Source organism: Pseudomonas sp. 8_5_2 (genome assembly GCF_059295255.1).
Genome location: NZ_CM181238.1, coordinates 3,388,927 through 3,409,775, shown reverse-complemented (window position 1 = coordinate 3,409,775; position 20,849 = coordinate 3,388,927). Strand labels below are relative to the sequence as shown.

Here is a 20,849-nt window from a genome sequence, read left to right as displayed (position 1 = left end):
TTGTTCAATGGCTTTTCGCTCCTGTGCCATATCGCGGCGTGCACCCTTCGCCGTGACTGTTGCTGCCGCGTTGGTCTGCGGTTTCCCAAGCGCTCAAGCGTTTGAATTTCAAACCGGTTCACCTGACCTGACCCTTCGGTGGGATAACACGCTCAAATACAGCTCTGCCTGGCGTCTGAAGGATCAGAGCAGCAAGTTATCCAGCGGTCCCGTTGCGCTCAACCAAGATGATGGTGATCGCAGCTTCAACAAGGGTCTCATTTCAAATCGTCTAGATGTTCTCTCTGAGATGGACCTTGGCTATCGAGATTTCGGTGCTCGCGTCAGTGCGGCAGGTTGGTTCGATACCGAGTATCAGAAGGATAACGACAACAACGACCCAAGCCGCGCAAACGCCCGCTCAGTGGCGTATGACGAGTTCACCGATGACACGCGTCATCTGCATGGTGGTGATGGTGAGTTGCTCGATGCATTCCTCTACTGGAACGGCAGTGTCGCGGACCGCGCTTTGTCTGTACGGGCCGGGCGTCATGGGCTCATTTGGGGCGAAAGTCTGTTCTTCGGTGCTAACGGCATTGCGGGAGGCATGGCTCCGGTTGATGTTGTGAAGGCCATTTCCGTACCCAATACCCAGTTCAAGGAAATCACTCGTCCGGTCAGTCAGCTTTCCACGACCTATCAGCTGACCGACGATCTGTCGGTTGGAGCCTACTATCAGTTTGAGTGGGAAGAGACGCGGTTACCGGGTGCTGGCAGCTACTTCTCGGTTAGCGACACGATTGGCGAGGGCAACGAGCGCTTGATCGTCGGCGAACCTTTCCCGGCTTTCCTCGGCGGTAATCCAGGCAGTCCTGCCGCGTTCTTTCACGGTAACGATAAAGAAGCGAAGAGTTCAGGCCAGGGTGGCCTTCAGCTTCGTTACACCGCAGATACCGTGGAATACGGTCTCTATGCAATCCAGTATCACGACAAATCCCCCAAGCTTTATCTGAAGCCAAGCACGACCGGGCCGAATTTCGCGACCGGCCAGGTCGGGGAGTACTACTGGGTCTACCCCGAGAATATACGTGCATTGGGGGCGAGCTTCTCCACAACCGTGGACGAATACAGCTTCGCAGGTGAGGCCTCTATGCGTTGGAATATGCCTCTGGTTTCTAACGGCCAGACGGTGTTGCCAGGGCTTCAGGCAGACAATGACGACCACCCTCTGTATGCCGTGGGTCGCACAGCCCACTTGAACCTCAACATGATTGCTTCGTTGGGTCCTTCGTTCATTTCGAACGAGGCCAGCTTGGTAGGAGAGATCGCCTGGAACCGCTTGCTGAGCGTGACAAAAAACAGGGCTGCGCTTGATCCCGGTGCAACGGATGACGGTGTCGGCATCAAGCTTGTGTATTCACCAACCTATCGCCAGGTTTTCCCCGGCATTGATCTCAGCGTGCCTGTGGGTATCAGCTACTTCCCGATGGGCAAGTCCGCGGTCGTTAGCTCATTTGGGCCTGATAAAGGCGGGGATTTCAACGTCGGCGTAAGCGCCACCTACATGGACCGGGTCACGTTCGGTCTGACGTACACCCATTACTACGGTCCTGAGGACACCAACCTCAATTCGGCCAACCAGTTCACCTTCAAACAATCACTGAAAGACCGGGATTACCTGGCCTTCTCGGTTAAAACAACATTCTGAGGGGACTCGCATGACTACACCATTTTCTCTCAAGACACTCTGCGCAGTATTGATCAGTACCGCTGCGCTGAGCCTGCCGCTTGCGCATGCCGCAGGTCCTGATGATCTTGGCAAACAATTGACCCCGCTGGGGGCCGAGCGTGCTGGTAACGCCGATGGCAGCATCCCAGCCTGGGACGGTGGGTACGTGAAGGTGGACCCTTCATTCAAAGAGGGAGGGAAACGCGGCGATCCGTTTGCAGCGGACAAACCTCTTTTCAGTATCACTGCCAAAAATGTGGATCAATATGCCACTCGCCTTAGCGAGGGCACCAAGGCGATGTTCAAGCGCTACCCAGAGAGCTATCGCATTGATGTTTACCAGACAAGGCGTACCGCAGCTGCACCTCAGTGGGTATACGACAACACGCTGAAAAATGCTCACGAGGCAAAGCTGGTGGAAAGCAGCGCGGGCTTGATTCCTGAGGGAGCTTACGGCGGTATTCCATTCCCAGTGCCTAAGAACGGGACGGAGGCGATGTGGAATCATGTTCTGAACTGGCGTGGCACCTCCGTAGCGATGGATTTCCGTCATTACTTGATGACAGCCGACGGCGCTCCCGTGATGACCACTGACGGTAAGGCTATCCAAGAGATGCCTTATTACTACAAGGATGGCAGTGCATCGACCTTCGATGGCGATTACTGGCTCTTCCGCTTGCTCAACGTAGGGCCACCACTGCGTGCTGGCGAACAGATTATGGGGCGCACCAACCTTAACGGCGATAAGACCCAGGCACATGTGTACCTGACCGGGCAGCGGCGGGTGCGCAAGCTTCCCAATGCATGTTGCGACACACCGACTCCAGCCACCGCGGGTGTGATGTCGTTCGACGAATTGAGTGTGTTCCAAGGTCGAATGGATCGATTCAACTGGAAGCTTGTCGGCAAGCAGGAAATGTACATTCCGTACAACACCAGTAAGGTACAAGCAGCGTCGAAGCCAGAGGATCTTTTTTCCAAGCACCACATGAATCCTGACTACGTTCGCTGGGAGTTGCATCGTGTATGGGTTGTGGAGGCGGACCTGGCTCCAGGTAAGCGCCATCAACTGCCTAAAGGGCGCTACTACCTTGATGAGGACACCTGGCAAGCCATGCTGGGTGATCGCTGGGACGCGAATGGCCAGCTGTCCAAAACACTCTGGTCGCTCCCGGTTGTAATGCCTGATCTGCCCGCAGTAGCTCAATTGTCTTCCGGCTTCTATGACTTGGTCTCGGGTGCGTGGTTTGTGCAGAACCTCTACGCAGGTAAGGATCAACAGTACGCTGTCGTCGACAAGTACAAGCCAGCCGAATTCTCGCCCGCCGCAATGGCCGGACGTGGCGTCCGCTGAGTATGTGAGGAGGGCTTTCGGCCCTCCTTTTCCAGCTAGGAATTCGAGGTAGATATGAACACATTACGTCAGCTAGGCGGCGTGTTGCTTGCCTTGCTTTTGCCGGCCGCCCCACATTGCCTAGCGCAGGCATCACCACAGAACCTTAAGGCGGGCAACGTGTTGAGCAGCCCAGCGACTATGGTTCCTTCCCCGCAGCGGGCTGTATACATGGCATTGGCGCGGGCGGGGAGTCGCATAGTGGCGGTAGGGGAGCGAGGACTGATTGTCTGCTCTGACGACAATGGCCAGCAGTGGCATCAAGCGACCGTCCCCGTGTCCGTAGGCTTGACTGCTGTACAGTTTGCCGATGACAAAAACGGATGGGCTGTTGGGCACAGCGGTGTCGTGTTAGTTACGCACGATGCGGGTGAGACTTGGCTGTTGCAATTGGATGGCCGGCGCGCTGCCGAGCTGGAGCTTGCTGCTGCTAAACACGACGCGCTCAACGCAGTTGATTCTGAAGCCTCGGATAATCGCTTGGAGACGGCGAAGCGCTTGATTGCAGAGGAACCTGACAAACCCTTGCTCGCCTTGGCCGTAACCGACGCTAAGCAGGTACTTGTTGTTGGGGCTTATGGTCTGGCTCTGCGAACTGAAGACGGTGGCACGACTTGGCACTCAGTAATGGGCCAGATCGACAATCCCATGGGTCTGCATCTTTATGCTGTAGCTCGCCAAGGTGACACTTGGATCTTGGCAGGAGAGCAGGGCTACCTTGCTCGCTCCCGGGATGGTCAGAGCTTCCAGCAACTGGAAGTAAGTTACCCAGGTAGCTTGTTTACGCTGGCTCAGCGTAGAGATGGGGCGATGCTGATCGGCGGGCTGAAGGGGCACGCATTTGTGCTGCCGAGAGGTTCCGATAGCCCAGAAGAAATACCACCTCAAGCACCGGTTACCTTCAGTGATGCGCTCACTTTACGCGATGGCCGAGTGCTGCTTACCAATCAGGCCGGTGGGCTATTTACCAGTTCCCTGTCTGCGTTCAAGCCAGTTCTTGAACCGTTGAAAAAGCCCGTTTCGGCAGTGATTGAAAATAACGACGGTAGCTTGGTGTTCGCTGGCTTCACCGGGCTTTCGCGTGTCGTGCAACCCGTAGTAGCGGTTTCGGAGTGAGTGTTATGAATTGCGCTAGCCGCCAACCAACCCCCTCTGGTCCCGAGGGATTCGATCCACGCTCGGGCTCTATCGTCGAGCGGGCTCTGTTCAATCACCGTCACTGGGTGCTTCTGCTTTGTCTTCTAGCAACTGTACTGCTTGGCTGGCAGTCAACCCGGCTCGAACTCAACGCCAGCTTCGAGAAAACGATCCCTACCGGGCACCCCTATATTTCAAACTACCTGGACCGGCAAAAAGAGCTGTCTGGCTTGGGTAACGCATTGCGTATTGCGGTGGCTAACCGCAATGGCGATATTTATGACCCAGAGTACCTCCGGGCGCTTCAAGCTCTCAGCGAAGAGATCTATCTGGTCCCAGGGGTAGACCGTGCCTACATGAAGTCGCTTTGGACGCCAGCGACCCGCTGGGTTTCGGTTACTGAAGAAGGCTTGGACGGTGGTCCGGTAATCCCAGACGACTACGATGGCAGCGCCAAATCGATCAACGATTTGCGTCGAAACGTACAGCTTTCGAATGAGATCGGTCAGTTGGTAGCGTTCGACCAGCGCTCCAGCATTATTTACGTACCGCTCCTGGCACGTACGCCTGATGGCAAAGCGCTGGACTATTCGGTGCTCGCGGAGCAACTGGAAGCGCTAAGGGCGAAGCACCAGGGTGATGGTGTTGACATCCACATCGTTGGATTCGCCAAGAAAGTCGGTGATCTGATCGATGGATTGGAGCAGATCCTTCTGTTCTTCGGCGTCGCTATTCTCATCACCACGGCGGTGCTGTTTGCTTACACTCGCTGCATTCGCAGCACTCTGCTGGTAGTGGCGTGCTCTCTGATTGCGGTGGTTTGGCAATTGGGTCTGCTACCAGTCCTTGGCCTCCAGCTCGACCCGTACTCGGTTTTGGTGCCATTCCTTGTGTTTGCGATCGGCATGAGCCACGGCGCGCAGAAGATGAACGGCATCATGCAAGACATCGGCCGTGGAATGCATCGAGTCGTTGCTGCCCGGTTCACGTTCCGTCGCTTGTTTTTGGCCGGGCTGACCGCGCTGTTGTGTGATGCGGTGGGTTTTGCGGTGCTGTTGATCATTCAGATTCGCGTCATCCAGGATCTGGCGATCATTGCCAGTATCGGGGTCGCGGTGTTGATTTTCACCAATCTGATCCTATTGCCGGTATTGCTTTCCTTCGTGGGCGTGAGCCCCAAGGCTGCACAGCTTAGTTTGCGCAGTGAGCGTGCTGAAGAGAGTGGCCAGGCCCGCCATCCGTTTTGGCGCTTCCTTGATCTATTCACTCGTAAATCATGGGCTTCAGCGTGCATTGGCGTGAGCTTGGTCATGGCCGTACTGGGCTTCGCTGTGAGCCTTCACTTGGCGATTGGCGACCTGGACGCCGGGGCACCGGAGCTGCGGGTTGATTCACGCTACAACCGCGACGACGCCTTCATTACTCAAGCATTCGGAGCAAGCAGCGATCTTTTCGCAATCATGGTGCAGACGCCTGCGGGTGCTTGTGCGCACTACGATGTTTTGCGCAAGGTCGATGAGCTTGATTGGCAGTTGCGTAGCCTGCCAGGTGTTGATTCCACGAATTCACTGGCGCTTTTGAATCGTCGAATGATGGTTGGTTTGTCAGAAGGCAGCGCCAAATGGTACGAGTTGCTGAACAACCAGGCCATGCTCAACATGGTCACCGCCAGCGCCCCTCGCGGGTTGTACAACGAGTCGTGCAATCTCCTGACGCTGTATGTCTATCTGACTGATCACAAGGCGGAAACGCTGACTCGACTGGTTGAGCATGTCGAGGCGTTTGCGGCAGCCAATGATACCCCTGATGTGAAATTCCTCATGGCTGCCGGCAATGCGGGCATCGAAGCCGCGACCAACATAGTTGTCCGAGAGGCTAACCGCGAAATGCTCTTCTGGGTGTATGGCGCGGTGGTCCTGCTTTGCCTAGTGACTTTCCGCTCTTGGCGCGCAACGCTCTGCGCCGTGATTCCGTTGGTGCTTACGTCGATTCTATGTGAGGCATTGATGGTCTGGCTGGGGATCGGTGTGAAGGTTGCCACCTTGCCTGTCATCGCTCTGGGGGTGGGCATAGGTGTTGATTACGCGCTGTATGTGATGAGCATCATGCTGGGGCATCTTCGTCAAGGGGCCTCCCTATCTGACGCCTACTACCGTGCTCTGCTTTCTACAGGGAAGGTAGTAATGCTGACAGGGGTGACTCTGGCAATCGGCGTAGGTACCTGGATCTTTTCTCCTATCAAGTTCCAAGCGGACATGGGGGTACTGCTGGCCTTCATGTTCATCTGGAACATGGTGGGGGCACTGCTTCTGCTTCCGGCCCTTGCTTATTTCCTACTGCCATCGACCCATCAAACCAGGACAGCGGAAGCAGCTGATCGCGCCCTCGAGGGTCGAGTTATGGCTGCGCACTCGGTTGATCGTTGAGCCAAAAATAAAAAGAGTAAATGATCATGGAACATGAGTTGGCGATGATAGCGTTCGGCGCAGAAGCACCACGCCACCACTGGGCGGAGGTGTTGGATGCGTGCTGACAACTGCGCTGGGGCGCCCCAGTCACTGCTACTGCTGCTTGGCAGTTGCTTGCCGGTTTTGGGAGCTGTTCTGTTAGCTCCAATACTGCCGGCCATGAAGGAGCATTTTGCTGATAGCCCAATGGCCGGGGTTCTAGTGCCCATCAGTCTGACGATTCCAGCATTAATGATCGCGCTGTTCGCCCCGTTGGCCGGCGTGATAGCAGACCGTGTAGGTCGCAAGCCGTTGCTTCTGACCTCTGTGGCGCTATATGGCTTCTTCGGTCTGATGCCTATATGGCTTGATTCCTTGCCAGCCATAGTGGCGAGCCGAGCGGGTTTAGGTTTGGCGGAGGCGGGCATCATGACGTGTTGCACGACGTTAATTGGTGACTACTTTCAAGGGGCTCGACGCGAGCGGCTGTTCGCTTTGCAGATGGTTTGTACATCGCTGTCGGCAGCGGTATTTATGGCCCTGGGAGGAGCACTAGGTCATTCCAGTTGGCGTACGCCATTCTTCCTCTATGGAGCCGCTGTGGTAATGCTCCCCCTGATGTCCTGGTTGCTTTGGGAGCGGCCGAAGGACGGTACCGTCTCCAAAGCACGTGACGACTCAGAGTTTCCCTGGAAGAGCTTGCTCACGTTGTACCTCTTCAGCGCGCTTGCCGGCATCAGCCTTTTCATTGTCCCTGTGCAGGCGGGTTTTCTGTTGAAACTGCTGGGTGTCGACTCTCCACAGCAGATAGGGCTAATCATGGGGGCGAATCAGCTTGGCGTTCTAGTTGGCGCCTTAGGGTTTCGATTCTTGCATCGTACTCCGCGTCAGCATTTGCTCTTGCTCGCATTCTTCGTTGCGGGCCTGGGCGGTCTGTTGATGGCCAGCACAAACGATGCGCAGCTGGTGACTGTGGCTGTGTTCATCAATGGTGCAGGCGTTGGATTGATGCTACCTACGCTGGTGACATGGGTGATGGCCCAAACCAGCGCTTCAAAACGAGGGCGGGCGGCGGGAGGTTTCACAGCTGCTCTTTTTGCGGGGGAGTTCATCAGCCCACTTGTCGTCTTGTCATTAGGTGGTACCTCTGATGGGCGACTACCTGATGCGCTCATTGCAATTGCCGGCATTCAGTTACTCCTGGCGCTTGCTTGCATGCTTCTACCCCGAATGGTTCGTGGCGCTGAAGTCGCAACGGCGCCTTTGCAGTCCACAGACGGGTAATGCCGGCGCGTAAACCGCACTCGATGAAAGCTGAATTGAAAACTGATGGGCCGAAAGGCGGCATGAGGCCGGCGCTCGGCTGAGCAATCACCCTCAGAATGAAGCCGTTCATCGAAGTTGTACGGCACGTTCGATTATCGCAGTTTTTGATGGAGTTCCTATGAAGTCCCTTCCTTCTTTCAAGCGTGTGGTAACCGGGCACAACCCAGAGGGCTCGGCAGTGGTAGCGAGTTCGGGAGCCACTCCTAGTAGTTTTGCACTGAAGTCTGTCCCAGGCACGGTGTTCCACGAAATCTGGAGCAGTGACGCCACTCCGGCAATGCTGGATAACGGTGCAGACCCGACCCTGAAAGCGCTGGCGCTGAGTCCAGTGACACACGGTAGCGTCATCCGAGTGGTTGATATTCCACCTGATAGCGTACAGAACCAGGTTAGCGCTGAAGATGCCGCCGCTGCATTCGCTGAAATTGGGCAGTCGCACGCGGGCACCAGCAGTGCTGATTCGAAACACAAGCTTATGCACCGAACGGAAACGCTCGATTACGGCATCGTCACCGAAGGTGAGGTGTGGCTGGTTCTGGACGACGAAGAAATCCATCTACAGCGAGGTGACGTCGTGGTTCAGCGTGGTACGAACCATGCCTGGAGTAATCGGACCGGTGAAATGGCCCGCATGGTTTTCATCCTGCTTGATGGCCGCTATGCCGAAAGCTTGCAGGAGGTGCTGTAATGAAGCTCGCCTCTTTTGATGACGGCACTACAGATGGGCGGCTTTTGGTTGTCTCTCGTGATTTGCGTCATGCCGTAGATGCGGGAGACATCGCCCCCACGATGCAGTTAGCCGTAGAAAAATGGCCTCAGGTAGAGGCCCTCCTTCAGGAGCGCTACGAATCACTCAACCTGCGTAACGTGCCAGGCATCATCGATTTCGATGCTGGGAAGGTACTCGCTCCGCTACCTCGCGCATGGCAGTGGCTGGATGGCTCCTGCTTTCTTAGCCATGGCGAATTGATGCAGCGCGCTTTCAACCTGGAGGCGATAGAGGGCGTTGAACACACGCCACTGATGTACCAGGGTTCCGGTGATGATTTTCTAGGTCCATCGCATCCGATTGCATTACCCAGCGAGGCCCATGGTATCGACTTCGAAGGCGAATTCGCAGTGCTGGTGGATGAGGTCCCGATGGGGTGTAGCGCAGAAGAGGCGCTGAACCACATACGACTGATATTGCAGCTGAACGACGTAAGCCTGCGTGCTCTGGCACCCAGGGAAATGAGAACGGGATTTGGCTTTGTTCAGGCTAAGTCTTCCTCAAGCTTTGCGCCTGTTGCAGTTACGCCTGATGAGCTGGGTGAAGATTGGCGTGACGGACGAGTGCATCTGCCATTGAATGTCACGTGGAATGGCAAGTGGTTCGGCCATCCCCATGGAGGAGCCATGCACTTTGGCTTCCATCAGCTTATTTCCCATGCCGCACTGACCAGGCGACTGAGCGCTGGCACTGTGATTGGTTCAGGGACGGTTTCCAACGCCGACAGTAAAGTCGGTTCAGCATGCATTGCCGAGCGTCGAGCGATCGAGACGATAGCTCATGGCGCCCCACAAACAAACTTCATGCGATTTGGTGACCGAGTACGCATGGAGGCGGTTTGCCGAGATGGCACTCCGCTGTTCGGAGCCATTGACCAGCAAGTGGTTCAGGCGGGTGCAACATGCGAGTGATGGTCACCGGGGCTGCTGGATTTGTTGGTCGGCTACTGGTGGAGCGTTTGCTCAAACAGGGAAGCTTGCGAGGGCAATCCATTGACATCCTCGTGCTGATTGATCACTGCCTGGACAACATCCCGGATGATCCGAGAGTACGGTTGGTCAGCGGCAGCATCACGGAGCCGTCGCTCCTGAGAAGAAGCTTGGCCGACGGCATCGACGTGGTGTTCCACCTCGTCAGTGTCGCCGGCGGGGCCGCAGAGAAGAATTACTCGCTAGGCCGTCAGGTGAACCTGATGGCTAGCTTGGAACTCCTCTCTCAGCTGCGGGATTCGGTTAAGCCACCAGTGATTGTTTACGCCAGCAGCGTGGCGGTCTATGGCGGTGGGCTGCCGGTCAAAATGGATGAGGGCTACGTACCGCGTCCTGCTTTGGCATACGGCGCGCATAAGCTCATGGTGGAAACGGAACTGAATGATTTGAGCCGTCGCGGGGAGATTGATGGCCGTGCGCTGCGCCTTCCAGGAATCGTTGCCCGTCCAAGCGAACCTAATGGACTGCGTTCGGCATTCATGAGTGACTTGATGCAGCGTCTTGCGGCGGGGGAGCAGTACGAGTGTCCAGTTTCACCTGAGGCTAGCGCGTGGTGGATGTCCGCTGCGTGCTGCGTAGACAACCTGCTGCACGCTGCGCAAATCAATGTTACCTCGTCCGACTCTCCGCGGATCTGGCAACTACCAGTGCTGCACCTCTCGGTGGGGCAAGTGGCAGAGGCTCTGTTCAAGATCCTCGGAAATGACCGACGGCATTTGCTTAGCTATCGACCAGAGCCCGATCTCGAAACGCTGTTCGGGCGCTACCCTCCGATCCGCACGCCGCTCGCGCGCGAACGTGGATTCCGTAACGACATCTCTGCCACGAACTTAGTACGCAACTCTTTGGGCTACGCCCGCCGCTAGCGGGCACGCGTCCGCTAAAACGCTCCAGAAGATAATAAGAGGAACACTCATGACCCTGGCTCGAAAACGCCGTTTAGTCGATCTATCCGTAACCCTGGACAACAATCCATACACTGATCCGCCGCCGCTTCTTCCGCGGATCGATTACATGGACCACCAGGAGGGGTGGCCAGAAATGGCTGCGATGTTCCCAGGGCTTGCGATTGATCAATTGCCTGGGCAAGAGTCATGGGCGGCAGAGCGTCTGTCGATCACTACGCACAGTGGCACGCACATGGACGCACCTTGGCATTACGCCTCGACTACCAATGGTGGGCAGCCAGCGTTTGGTATCGACGAGTTACCTTTGGAGTGGTGTCTCCAGCCGGGTGTCAAGTTGGATTTTCGCGATTTCCCCGACGGTCACGTGGTGACCGCGGCTGAGGTCGAGACTGAACTCAAGCGTATCGGCTATGTGCTACAGCCGCTGGATATTGTCCTGGTTAACACGCGTGCTGGCAGCTTGTTCGGCCAACCAGGGTATCTTGATGCCGGCGTTGGAATGGGGCGTGAAGCGACGCTTTACCTGCTCGAAAATGGTGTTCGGGTAGTCGGCACAGATGCCTGGAGTTGGGATGCACCATTCAAATTTACCCGTCAACGATTTGCAGAAAGTGGCGATGCCTCGATCATCTGGGAGGGCCATAAGGCTGGTCGTGACATCGGCTATGGACAGATGGAGAAGCTGGCCAATCTGGATGCGCTGCCATCGACTGGTTTCTTGGTGTCGTGCTTCCCCTACAAAATCAAACATGCCTCCGCGGGATTTGTTCGCGCGGTGGCCATTTTTGAAGAGTGAGAAGGGAGGTTCTAATGCGCTTTCCTTTTCTCGTGGCTGCTTTTGCATCGCTGCTGCCAGCGTTGGCAGCAGCAGCGGAGCGACCAAACATCCTACTGATCGTTGCGGATGACCTTGGATACTCTGACCTCGGCGCCTTTGGTGGCGAGATCAGCACACCAAACCTGGATAAGCTCGCCTCAAGTGGACTGGTTTTAACCAACATGTATGCAGCGCCAACATGCTCCCCGACCCGGGCCATGTTGATGTCTGGGACTGACAACCACCTTGTCGGGCTCGGTACCATGGCTGAGGGGATGCAACCGTTTCAGCGCGGAAAGCCGGGATATGAGGGTTACCTCAACCGGGAAGCCCACTCGATCGCGGAGCTTCTACGTGACGGAGGCTACCGCACAAGCATGGTTGGCAAATGGCACCTGGGTTCAGCCCCGGATCAAGGTCCAGATCAACGAGGCTTTGAGAACTCATTTAGCTTGCTGGAGGGAGGAGGGGTGCATTTCAAGCCTCCCTCCAAACCCAGCAGCAAGATCGAAGAGGTCACCTATCGTGAAAATGGTCAGCCGGTAGATTTGCCGGAGGACTTCTACTCCACCGATTTTTACACCGACAAAATGATCAGCTTTTTGCGTCGAAGTACCGGTAGTGAGAAGCCATTTTTCGCCTATGTGGCGTACACCTCTCCTCACTGGCCTTTGCAGGCACCGGATGAATATCTGGACAAGTACCACGGTCGATACGATCAAGGATATGACATTGTCCGCCAAGCTCGGATTGATCGGCTTCGACAAAAAGGACTGCTGTCATCGGAAGCAGTTCCAGCGTCCACCTTACCCGTCACACCGATGCTTCCAGGTTGGGAACAGCTCAGTCCGGCGCAGCGAAAAACTGAGTCGCGCAAGATGGAAATCTACGCGGCTATGGTCGATAACCTCGATCATAACGTAGGGCGCTTGCTCGATTATTTAAAAGCATCCGGACAGTACGAAAACACCCTGATTGTGTTCATGTCTGACAATGGTGCAGCGGGCGAGCGTCATGAACTGTTTTACCCGGCGGGCCCGGATACAGATAACAGCTTGGGCAACCTTGGCCGGCGGGGCTCGCAGATCGACTACGGGTTGAGATGGGCTGAGGTCAGCTCTGCACCTTTCAGATTATTCAAAGGCAGCACCGCTGAGGGAGGGATCAGTGTCCCCGCTATCGTCCACATGCCGCAGCAGTTCGCCCGTGAGGGGGTAGAGCAAGGTGTGGCGCGAGTCGATGATTTGGCCCCAACGTTCTTGTCCTTGGCGGGTGTGAAAGATCCTGGTAACCAATATCATGGTCAACCTAAACACCCCATCACTGGCCTCTCGATGCTACCGATGCTGAAAGGGAAGGCGGCTAAACCGAGGGTATTTGCCGGTGAGCTTTTCGGCAGTCTGTATTACCGCGAAGGCAATCTCAAACTCCTCGGTTTGAGACCCTGGGCCCTTCCAGGTGAGGCTCCGAAACCGCTTCGCTGGCAACTGTTCGACCTTTCACGTGATCGAGGTGAAGTTGATGACCTCTCAGCTGACTCACCTCAAACATTGGAGAGGCTCAAGCGCGATTGGCAAAACTATGCGACCCGTGTCGGTGTTGTGAGCCCTCCCCAAGAGCAAGCTCAATGACTCGAACCTGGACGGCTATGGCTAGCATAACCTTGCTGGCTTTAGCTGGCTTGGCGAACTGGCCCCGAACGCTCCCTGCATTAGGTCAGCTCGAGGGCTGTATGGCTTATGAAGGTCTGCCACCAGGTTGGGGGGAACGTGACCACGCAGGCATGGTGTTCGTGGAAGGCGGGCGCTTCACACCAGGCGTTGAAGGCGGGTATCTGGATGAGCGGCCGCTTGCGCCAATTGAGATAGATGGCTTCTGGATTGATCGGACTGAGGTAACCCGTGCGCAATTTTCAGATTTTGTCGCCTCAACAGGTTATGTAACTGATGCTGAGCGTGTGGGCGGTGCGGCGGTCTTTCGGGTTCCGGATCTAGAGGACACCTCGCCTATGCCTTGGTGGAAGTTTGTCCTCGGGGCTAACTGGCGATATCCCGACGGCCCTGGTCAGCCTGCGGCGTCGCTGGATAATCATCCTGTAACCCAAGTCACTTTGGCAGATGCTGAAGCCTATGCTCGCTGGCGTGGCAATGAACTACCTGATGAAGCGCACTGGGAATTTGCAGCCCGGGGTGGGCATAGCTCTCAACGGTTGGGCGAGGAGCCAAGAGACTCGCATGGGAGACCCAGCGCCAATTACTGGCAGGGTGTTTTTCCTTTAGTGAATGACGTCGAGGACGGTTTTGCTGGTTTAGCACCTGTAGGGTGTTTTGTACCTAATGGTTACGGGCTATACGACATGATTGGGAATGTCTGGGAGTGGACCACTGACACCCAGCGAAATCCCTTGCTTGGGCACCTGAATGGTGACCCTTCTACTTTGCGAAGCACGCCACCCAGCTCCGAACCGCGGATAATCAAGGGCGGCTCCTACCTCTGCGCTACATCCTACTGCGCTCGTTTTCGTTCCGCAGCTCGGGAGCGACAGGCTTCTGATCTCGCCACTTCACATGTAGGGTTTCGTACCATCAAGCGCATTTCTCGCTACTAACTGAGTTGCCGTCGATAGATGACTATCCACATGGTTTGATGTCGATAAGTACGAAAAGAAGCGCCCTCATGATCCAGGGCGCTTAACTTGATGCGGTTGAAGAGGAGGTGATTGAAACCTTAATCAGTGCTTCGCAGGTGGGCCGCCCGGGAACCACTTCTGCTGGTAATGGAAGAGGAAGTATTGCGAATTGTCAGCCCCAGGTGCGGCCACGCGTGCTGTCCATCCTTCGTCATGCATATCCATATCAGCATCGTATTCAACGTGGCAGCCCATCGGGCTATTGAAGTACCAGAACCAGTTCGAGCCGAGCTGGTGCCGACCAGGCCCCCAGAATGATTCATAGCCCTTCTCGACAAAGCGGCTACCCGCCAACATCACTTCAGTTGGGCCTCCGAGATGGAACGTGAAGTGCTCGATCCCTTTCATGAATGGAGGCGTTTGGATCAGGAAGAGGGTGTGGTGATCTTGAGTGCCGGCAGGCCGCAAAAATGGGCCTGTGTCGACAAATCGATCTGTGCAGACGAAGCCCAGGCGGTTGTAGAAAGCCTCTGCTTTGACTGCATCAGGGACGAAGTAAACGACATGTGACAGGCTACGAGGCAGCGCTGCGATGTCGTTGCTTGCACCTAGGGCGTTCACAGCACGTGCAGCAGGAGCGCCAGGTGCATGACTGGCTTCAGCGGGGAGGTCCAGTGCACGGCGTTTAGTGATCTGGAAGCCAAGAGCGAATCCCATGTCGTCGCGGCAACGGAGGACGCCATCCTCTCCGCGCACGACCTCACGATCTTTTCGCAGCTCGGACTCAATTGCCTGTAGCGATTCTTCATCGGCAACGCCGTAAACCGTTTCCCGCAAGGTCGTGGCCGTTTCCATCGCCGCAGGCAAACTTGCGTCGCTTCGCGGATAGATTTTTACGCCAGTACCATCCAATGCTTCGAGATAGGTTCCACCACCTTCGCGGCTTTGAGGTTTCAAGCCATAGTCAGTGAGGTACTGGATGCAGTCGTCTACGTTGTCGACGCCGAAGACAAGGTAGTCAGGTCCAATGATCTTCATTATTTTTTCTCGTATGGGCGCTTACGCGGTTCGGCCGCCAAGGGTTTCTGCGACCCAATCGGCAATGAATTGACCGGCATTGATGGAGTTATCGAAGCTGGAGTGCTGCACACCACCTTCACGAGAGGTGAAAATTTTCAGCTCGCGTTTAGGGCTGTTGATCAATTGCTCGTAGGTGCGGTGGGCCCATTTCAAAGGAATTTGTGAGTCTTGCTCACCATGGGTGACCAGAAATGGAACCTTGATCCGTTCAACTACACCATCGAGATGCACGTTCTCAGCGATTTGCATGAATTCTTCGATGTCTTTACCGCCCCATACCCAACGCACGTGATCCCAGTAATGAGGTACAGGAAGGCTGCCTTCACGTTCCAAGCGGCGTTTCTGCACTTCGCGCCAATCATGGTTGGCGCCCCATACCACACCGCATGCAAAGCGTGGTTCGAATGCCACAGCGCGTGGGCAGTAATAGCCACCTAAAGACACGCCCTCACAGCCGATTCGCTTCGGATCGATGTCGTCACGCGTCTCCAGCCAGTCCACGACTCGGCTTGCCCAGTGCTCTGCATCGTAGCGGGCTTTCAAATCATGTAGCCGAAGGGCTTCACCGGTGCCCGGCTGATCAATCAGCAATGATGCAATACCTCGTTTTGCAAGCCACTGCGGCAGGCCGACGCGGTATTTCATCTCCTTGGTTGAGTCCAAACCATTGAGTTGGACCAGGATCGGAGCTGGGCCCTTTACGCCTTCTGCCCTAATGTAAAGGCCGGAAATAACCTTGCCCTCGTAGGGGATCTCGACACGCTCACAGTTTTCCTTGGAGAGACAAATTCCCCGCGCGAAGGTATCCAGAAAACGTTGATACAGTTCTAAGCGACCCGGGGCTCCGTGTCCCTGAAGGCGTTCGCAGGTCAGGTAGTAGGTCGCAGCTCGGTTGTACTTCTCTCCGGCCGAAAGCTGGCGTCCCAGCTCCTGGTCTTCTTGAGCCAGCACGCAGAGCTTGTCTGCCATCGTTGCCCAAGTCTGGCGGAATGCACGAGTGCCTTCGGCATCTGGCTGCTTGGCTGCTTCTTGCAACGGTTCGCACATCTCAACGATTTCACCAATCCGTGCGCCCATTTCAAGGGCAAGGTCCACGGACAAGTTCCAAACGTAATTGGTGGGGAAGTATCGGAACATTTTGTTTTCCTTCTTGTGATCCGGGTCGCCCGTGATCGAGGCATTGGCAGGGTTCAAAGCAGTGCTGTGATTTCTGCTTTTCGGCGGGCGACGTCCACCCAGCGGGCGGCCTTGGCAAACTCGCATGGCTTTCAGGAATTGGACAAATCGCTTGTTGGGATGGGAGCTATCAGATTGCGAGATACCAGGTTCTGGAGCACGCATGGCGAATGGCGATGTATGGCATCGCGAAGCACGATTAGTCCGCAAGGGAGGGGTTGGCTAGTGTGCCGTCTCATTTATTCGGAAGGATCACCCTCTTGTCACTGGATACTCGGCGCCGATGGAACCCTCTCGGAGGGATAAATGCATGTCTCGGCCAACTTAGCGTTGGGGCAAAGCTATCGCTTGGTTTTGGGACGGTACTGTTTTGTACGATGGCCGTGGGCTGTGTTGCCTGGTACGCGCTTCACGAGAGCCAAGCTAATAGCGCCCAACTGCGTAGTCTGGATCTCTTGCAGAGTAACCTTCTTCAGGCTCGAATCGCAGAGCGAGGGTTTGATCCCGTGAAGGCTCCTGAGTCAGCTGAGCAGGTCGCCAGCGCGCTACATGCCGTGAGCAGTGGCGTGCAAGAAGCGGCGATAGGTGAACCATTCAAGTCAGCCATGGATGACTCCATCGCTGAGTATCAGCACGCGTTTCTGACCTACGCCAAGGCCCTGAGGCAATCCATTGATGCTCGTTTACGAATGCAATCGCTGGCCGAAACCGCAGGTCAGAATTTTGCCGGTGTTTTCCTCGATCAGATGGACACAGTTAACGCTCGACTGGAGCAAGGGCAGTCGCCGGATGAGTCGACTATGCAGTCTCTCGAAGACGCCGCGGCATTGCATCAGAGATTATCCAACCTGAGGGACAGTGAAATGTACTTTTCGCTGAATCCGCAGAAGCGCTTTCACGACGAGTGGGTGAACCGTATAAATGAGTTGGGCACCGCGTTGTCGGCTTTCTTTGTCCGTCAGGACGGTGAGCGTAGGCAAGCGTTGGAAACCTCTCGGTCGGCTCTGGAGGATTATCGTCAAGCTTTCCTGTTGTATGCCGCTAGCGGTGAAGAGGCGCAGGCTCAACGGGAGGCCATGACTGCGGCAGCGCAGAGGGTTACGCATTTGCTGGACGAAGAACTGACCAGGGCCACCTCGGGGAGTGAGGCTCAGCGCGAACAGCTTAACTTGCAACTGATATGTCTGTTGGCGCTAGCTCTTGCTTCCAGTATCGGCTCAAGCATGCTTATCAGACGTTCGATCGTGGTACCGGTCCGAATGATTCTCGGACTGGCGCGGCAAGTCGCAGCCGGCAATTTGCAAGGCCGCCCGCCGAGCCTGGCTCGACGTGACGAATTGGGCCAGCTGAATGAGTCAGTTGGCCTAATGATGCAGGCGATAAGAGAATTGGTTGGTCGGATTCGAGAGGATGTTGCGCAACTCGACTTCGCCGCCGGTACATTGGTAGAAATGGCGGAGCGGACGGGGAATGGAGTCAGAGCGCAGCGTCAGCAGGTCACGGAAGTGACCGATACGATGCAGAGAATGACGATCGCCGCAGTCCAGGTTAACGAAACTGCAAGTGACAGTCAGGTCATACTCCGTGAAGCGAGCCTGATGGTCCATGAAGGTGATGAACTGGTACGCCAGGCTAGCGAGAGCCTTCAACAGCTTTCTCAAGAAATGATTGCTGGCACAAACGCGATGGCAGCACTTCAGTCTCAGAGCGAAGCGATCACTAGTGTTTTGGATGTGATTCGGACCATCGCAGAACAGACCAATTTGCTTGCGCTGAATGCTGCAATTGAAGCTGCTCGTGCTGGGCCGCATGGTCGGGGGTTTGCTGTGGTGGCCGATGAGGTTAGGGCCTTGGCCAAGCACACCCGAGATTCAACAGTACAGATTGATGTCATGATTCAAAGCTTGGGTGAGGTTACGGGAGAGGTCGCGGCCCGTCTCGGTGACAGCCAGCGTTTAACCGTTTCTGGCGTTCGGTTAACCAATCGGGCGAGTGAAATGCTTTCTACTGCGACAAGAAACGTTGTGCGAGTTGAGGATAGTGGGCAGCACATCTTAGGCGCTGCAAAAAATCAGCACCTACTCGCTTGTCAGGTCGATTCAGTGACAGGTGAGGTGGGAAGAGTGATTGAGCAAAATGCACAGGAGTGCATCAGGTTGGAGGAAGCATGCGGCAGATTGCGGCGCCTCAGCTCCAGTTTGGGTGAGGCGCTCAAAGCCTATCGGACGGACTAAGTCAGGCCGCAATTGGTGTAGTGGGACGACTGGCCATTTCCACCAATGTCTTGCGGAGCCAAGCCAGCACAGGGTCTCTATCGAGACTGCGGTGCCAGCTCATGTATTCTTGCATCGTGGGAAGGCTAACTGGTGGTGGAACTATACGCAGCGGTAGGTTGCGTGCATACAAGTGCGCCAGCCGGCTGTGAACGGTCGCTATGCGCTTGGTGCCCACTACGAGCTGTGGCAGTGTGTTGAAATCGTGTGTGATGACTTCAATACGACGTTTGCATCCGTATTCCGCCATGAACCACTCTTCAATCCCGGGAGTGCGATTTCGACCGAAGACCACTGAGACATGGCCCATTTCCAGATACTGCTCAAGCGTCAGCTTTTCACCCACTGAGCGATTGTCGTCGCAGACGACACAGACATGCTGTTCATCGAACAGAATCTGCGAAGGGTGATCCTTCGGGATGAAGTGGTCAGGCGCGATCATCAGATCGACCTCCCCACGCATCAGCATCTCCATGGCTGTTTCGCCAGGGCTCACTAGCTCGAAGGTGATCAGTGGAGCGTGTTGATTGATCTCCCTGATGACCTCTGCAAAAAGGACGCTAATCAGGTAGTCCGATGCCATGATTCTGAAATGGCGTTTGCTTTCTGCAATGTCGAATACCGGCTTTGCGGTGATCGAGGTCTGGATTTTCAGTAGGACTTCACGTACCGGAATCTCAAGGTCACGTGCGAGCGGTGTGAGCATCATCTTCCGTCCGACCTGTACGAGGAGGTCGTCTTCAAAGTACGTTCGTAAACGCCCAAGCACGCCACTTGTGGCAGACTGCGTCATGTGTAAGCGCGCGGCAGCACGAGTAATGTTCTGCTCTTCGAGCAGTACATCCAGCGCCACCAGGAGGTTCAAATCCAGGTGTTTGAAGCGCATGGGAGGTATCTCTTGTTGTATTTATTTTCGCGATACCCTGCATCCTAACTAACGATTAGTCAAATTATTCGCGTGTTCCTAGCCTGTGCTTCCAGATCCCAGAGCTTTGATCCCTCCCCGGTGTAGCGGGGGGTTGAATCTGCCCTGGTGGGAAGACCAAAAAACAAAAAAACCAAGGGTTCACGCATGAGCGATATCAAAAAAGTACTGGTGGTAGGCGGAGGCATTGGCGGGCTTTGTGCGGCTGTCGCACTGCGCCGCTGCGGCATCGCGGTAGATCTGGTTGAGATCAAGTCCGAGTGGACTGTGTACGGGGTGGGAATTATCCAGCAGAGCAACGTAGTGCGAGAGATGGCTCGGCTCGGGGTCCTTGATCGCTACCTGGATGCTGCTTACCCCTTTGAGGATGTAGGCATCTACGACCTTCAAGGTAATCCGCTGGCTCGTATTCCCGGGCAGCGCTTGGCTGGGCCTGAGTATCCTGCAAACGTTGGCATTTCGCGGCTAGCGCTCCACCAAGTGTTGAGCGAAACGGCCATCGAACTGGGTACCGTTGTGCGTTTGGGTACAACCATCGAGTCATACAGCGAAGAGGCCGCAGGGCTGAGTGTACGCTTCACCGATGGCAGCGTCGGCACATACGACCTAATGGTTGGAGCGGACGGTGTGTATTCCAAGGTCCGCGGAATGCTCTTTGGTGACCGCTACCTCCCTCGATTTACTGGCCAGGCCGTATGGCGATACAACTTCCCACGTCATCCATCTATCGATCATCTGGCGAGCTTCACTGGGCCTGGAGGGAATGCTGGGCTCGTGCCGCTCGCTGAAAACCTCATGTACATGTTTTCCACTTCACATGAGCCGGATAACCCGCGTTTCGCACACGATGACTTAGCGCGAACTATGCGGGAGCGCATTGCTCAGGTAGGGGGGCTGGTAGGTGAGCTTCGAGATCAGATCACCGATAACAACCAGGTTGTTTACAAGCCCATGGAGGTGCTTTTTGTAGATGAGCCATGGTTCAAAGGTCGGGTGCTTCTGGTCGGTGATGCGGCCCATGCTACAACGCCTCATTTGGGGCAAGGGGCGGGGATGGCGATCGAAGATGCGTTGGTGCTGGCTGAAGAGTTGCTTGGACCAGGCCCAATCCAAGAAATCTTGCAGCGGTTCATGCGTCGCCGGTTTGATCGCTGCAAATACATCAGTGAAAACTCCATCATGGCAGGTGAGCGGGAAATGGCGCGCGATCCGAATTTTGATCGAATCGGCCTCACAAAGGCGATGCTCAAACTTACCGCCGAGCCCATCTGA

General features: G+C 55.6%; 16 protein-coding genes. 13 read left to right on the top strand and 3 right to left on the bottom strand.

All coding sequences use genetic code 11. The features are described 5' to 3' along the window. Positions 1-7 precede the first annotated feature (7 nt). The 11 genes from AC5O5R_RS15615 to AC5O5R_RS15565 all read left to right on the top strand — a co-directional run bounded on the left by AC5O5R_RS15615 (position 8) and on the right by AC5O5R_RS15565 (position 14,102). Entirely contained in the window at positions 8-1,687 is a 1,680-nt protein-coding gene (locus tag AC5O5R_RS15615) for a DUF1302 domain-containing protein (RefSeq protein ID WP_172226442.1), read from the top strand. Between the two features lie 10 nt (positions 1,688-1,697). Beyond that, entirely contained in the window at positions 1,698-3,062 is a 1,365-nt protein-coding gene (locus AC5O5R_RS15610; RefSeq protein WP_494514518.1) for a DUF1329 domain-containing protein, read from the top strand. Between the two features lie 54 nt (positions 3,063-3,116). Continuing rightward, the gene (locus tag AC5O5R_RS15605; protein ID WP_172226445.1) at positions 3,117-4,217 is read left to right on the top strand and encodes a WD40/YVTN/BNR-like repeat-containing protein; all 1,101 of its coding nucleotides are present in this window, start codon (positions 3,117-3,119) and stop codon (positions 4,215-4,217) included. A gap of 5 nt (positions 4,218-4,222) precedes the next feature. Beyond that, positions 4,223-6,664 (top strand): efflux RND transporter permease subunit, encoded by a 2,442-nt coding sequence (locus tag AC5O5R_RS15600; protein WP_494514517.1) that lies wholly within the window; start codon positions 4,223-4,225, stop codon positions 6,662-6,664. A gap of 96 nt (positions 6,665-6,760) precedes the next feature. Beyond that, on the top strand, positions 6,761-7,969 hold the full coding sequence (locus AC5O5R_RS15595; protein ID WP_172226453.1) for an MFS transporter: 1,209 nt from the start codon (positions 6,761-6,763) through the stop codon (positions 7,967-7,969). Positions 7,970-8,129: 160 nt separating this feature from the next. After that, complete coding sequence (locus AC5O5R_RS15590; protein ID WP_172226456.1) at positions 8,130-8,699, top strand: cupin domain-containing protein; 570 nt, start codon at positions 8,130-8,132, stop codon at positions 8,697-8,699. Then, the gene (locus AC5O5R_RS15585) at positions 8,699-9,691 is read left to right on the top strand and encodes a fumarylacetoacetate hydrolase family protein (protein WP_172226477.1); all 993 of its coding nucleotides are present in this window, start codon (positions 8,699-8,701) and stop codon (positions 9,689-9,691) included. The genes AC5O5R_RS15590 and AC5O5R_RS15585 overlap by 1 nt, the downstream gene beginning before the upstream one ends. Further along, complete coding sequence (locus AC5O5R_RS15580; protein ID WP_172226480.1) at positions 9,682-10,635, top strand: NAD-dependent epimerase/dehydratase family protein; 954 nt, start codon at positions 9,682-9,684, stop codon at positions 10,633-10,635. The genes AC5O5R_RS15585 and AC5O5R_RS15580 overlap by 10 nt, the downstream gene beginning before the upstream one ends. A gap of 49 nt (positions 10,636-10,684) precedes the next feature. Further along, on the top strand, positions 10,685-11,473 hold the full coding sequence (locus AC5O5R_RS15575; protein ID WP_172226483.1) for a cyclase family protein: 789 nt from the start codon (positions 10,685-10,687) through the stop codon (positions 11,471-11,473). Between the two features lie 14 nt (positions 11,474-11,487). Beyond that, positions 11,488-13,125 (top strand): arylsulfatase, encoded by a 1,638-nt coding sequence (locus tag AC5O5R_RS15570; protein WP_494514516.1) that lies wholly within the window; start codon positions 11,488-11,490, stop codon positions 13,123-13,125. Positions 13,126-13,226: 101 nt separating this feature from the next. Beyond that, the gene (locus AC5O5R_RS15565; protein ID WP_256678483.1) at positions 13,227-14,102 is read left to right on the top strand and encodes a formylglycine-generating enzyme family protein; all 876 of its coding nucleotides are present in this window, start codon (positions 13,227-13,229) and stop codon (positions 14,100-14,102) included. Positions 14,103-14,225: 123 nt separating this feature from the next. Here the strand turns inward: AC5O5R_RS15565 and AC5O5R_RS15560 are convergent, their stop codons facing one another. Both AC5O5R_RS15560 and AC5O5R_RS15555 read right to left on the bottom strand, forming a co-directional pair. Beyond that, a complete protein-coding gene (locus tag AC5O5R_RS15560; protein ID WP_494514515.1) occupies positions 14,226-15,161 on the bottom strand; it encodes a VOC family protein in 936 nt (311 codons plus the stop codon). Between the two features lie 21 nt (positions 15,162-15,182). Continuing rightward, the gene (locus AC5O5R_RS15555) at positions 15,183-16,340 is read right to left on the bottom strand and encodes an alpha/beta hydrolase family protein (RefSeq protein WP_172231441.1); all 1,158 of its coding nucleotides are present in this window, start codon (positions 16,338-16,340) and stop codon (positions 15,183-15,185) included. A gap of 305 nt (positions 16,341-16,645) precedes the next feature. Between AC5O5R_RS15555 and AC5O5R_RS15550 the strand changes: the two genes are divergently transcribed. After that, positions 16,646-18,613 carry a methyl-accepting chemotaxis protein gene (locus tag AC5O5R_RS15550; protein WP_372242464.1) on the top strand — a complete coding sequence of 656 codons (1,968 nt, stop codon included), beginning with the start codon at positions 16,646-16,648 and terminating at the stop codon, positions 18,611-18,613. Between the two features lies 1 nt (position 18,614). Here the strand turns inward: AC5O5R_RS15550 and AC5O5R_RS15545 are convergent, their stop codons facing one another. Continuing rightward, on the bottom strand, positions 18,615-19,538 hold the full coding sequence (locus AC5O5R_RS15545; protein WP_494514514.1) for a LysR family transcriptional regulator: 924 nt from the start codon (positions 19,536-19,538) through the stop codon (positions 18,615-18,617). A gap of 186 nt (positions 19,539-19,724) precedes the next feature. Here AC5O5R_RS15545 and AC5O5R_RS15540 point away from each other — a divergent pair, with 186 nt between their 5' ends. Next, the gene (locus tag AC5O5R_RS15540) at positions 19,725-20,849 is read left to right on the top strand and encodes an FAD-dependent oxidoreductase (RefSeq protein ID WP_172224208.1); all 1,125 of its coding nucleotides are present in this window, start codon (positions 19,725-19,727) and stop codon (positions 20,847-20,849) included.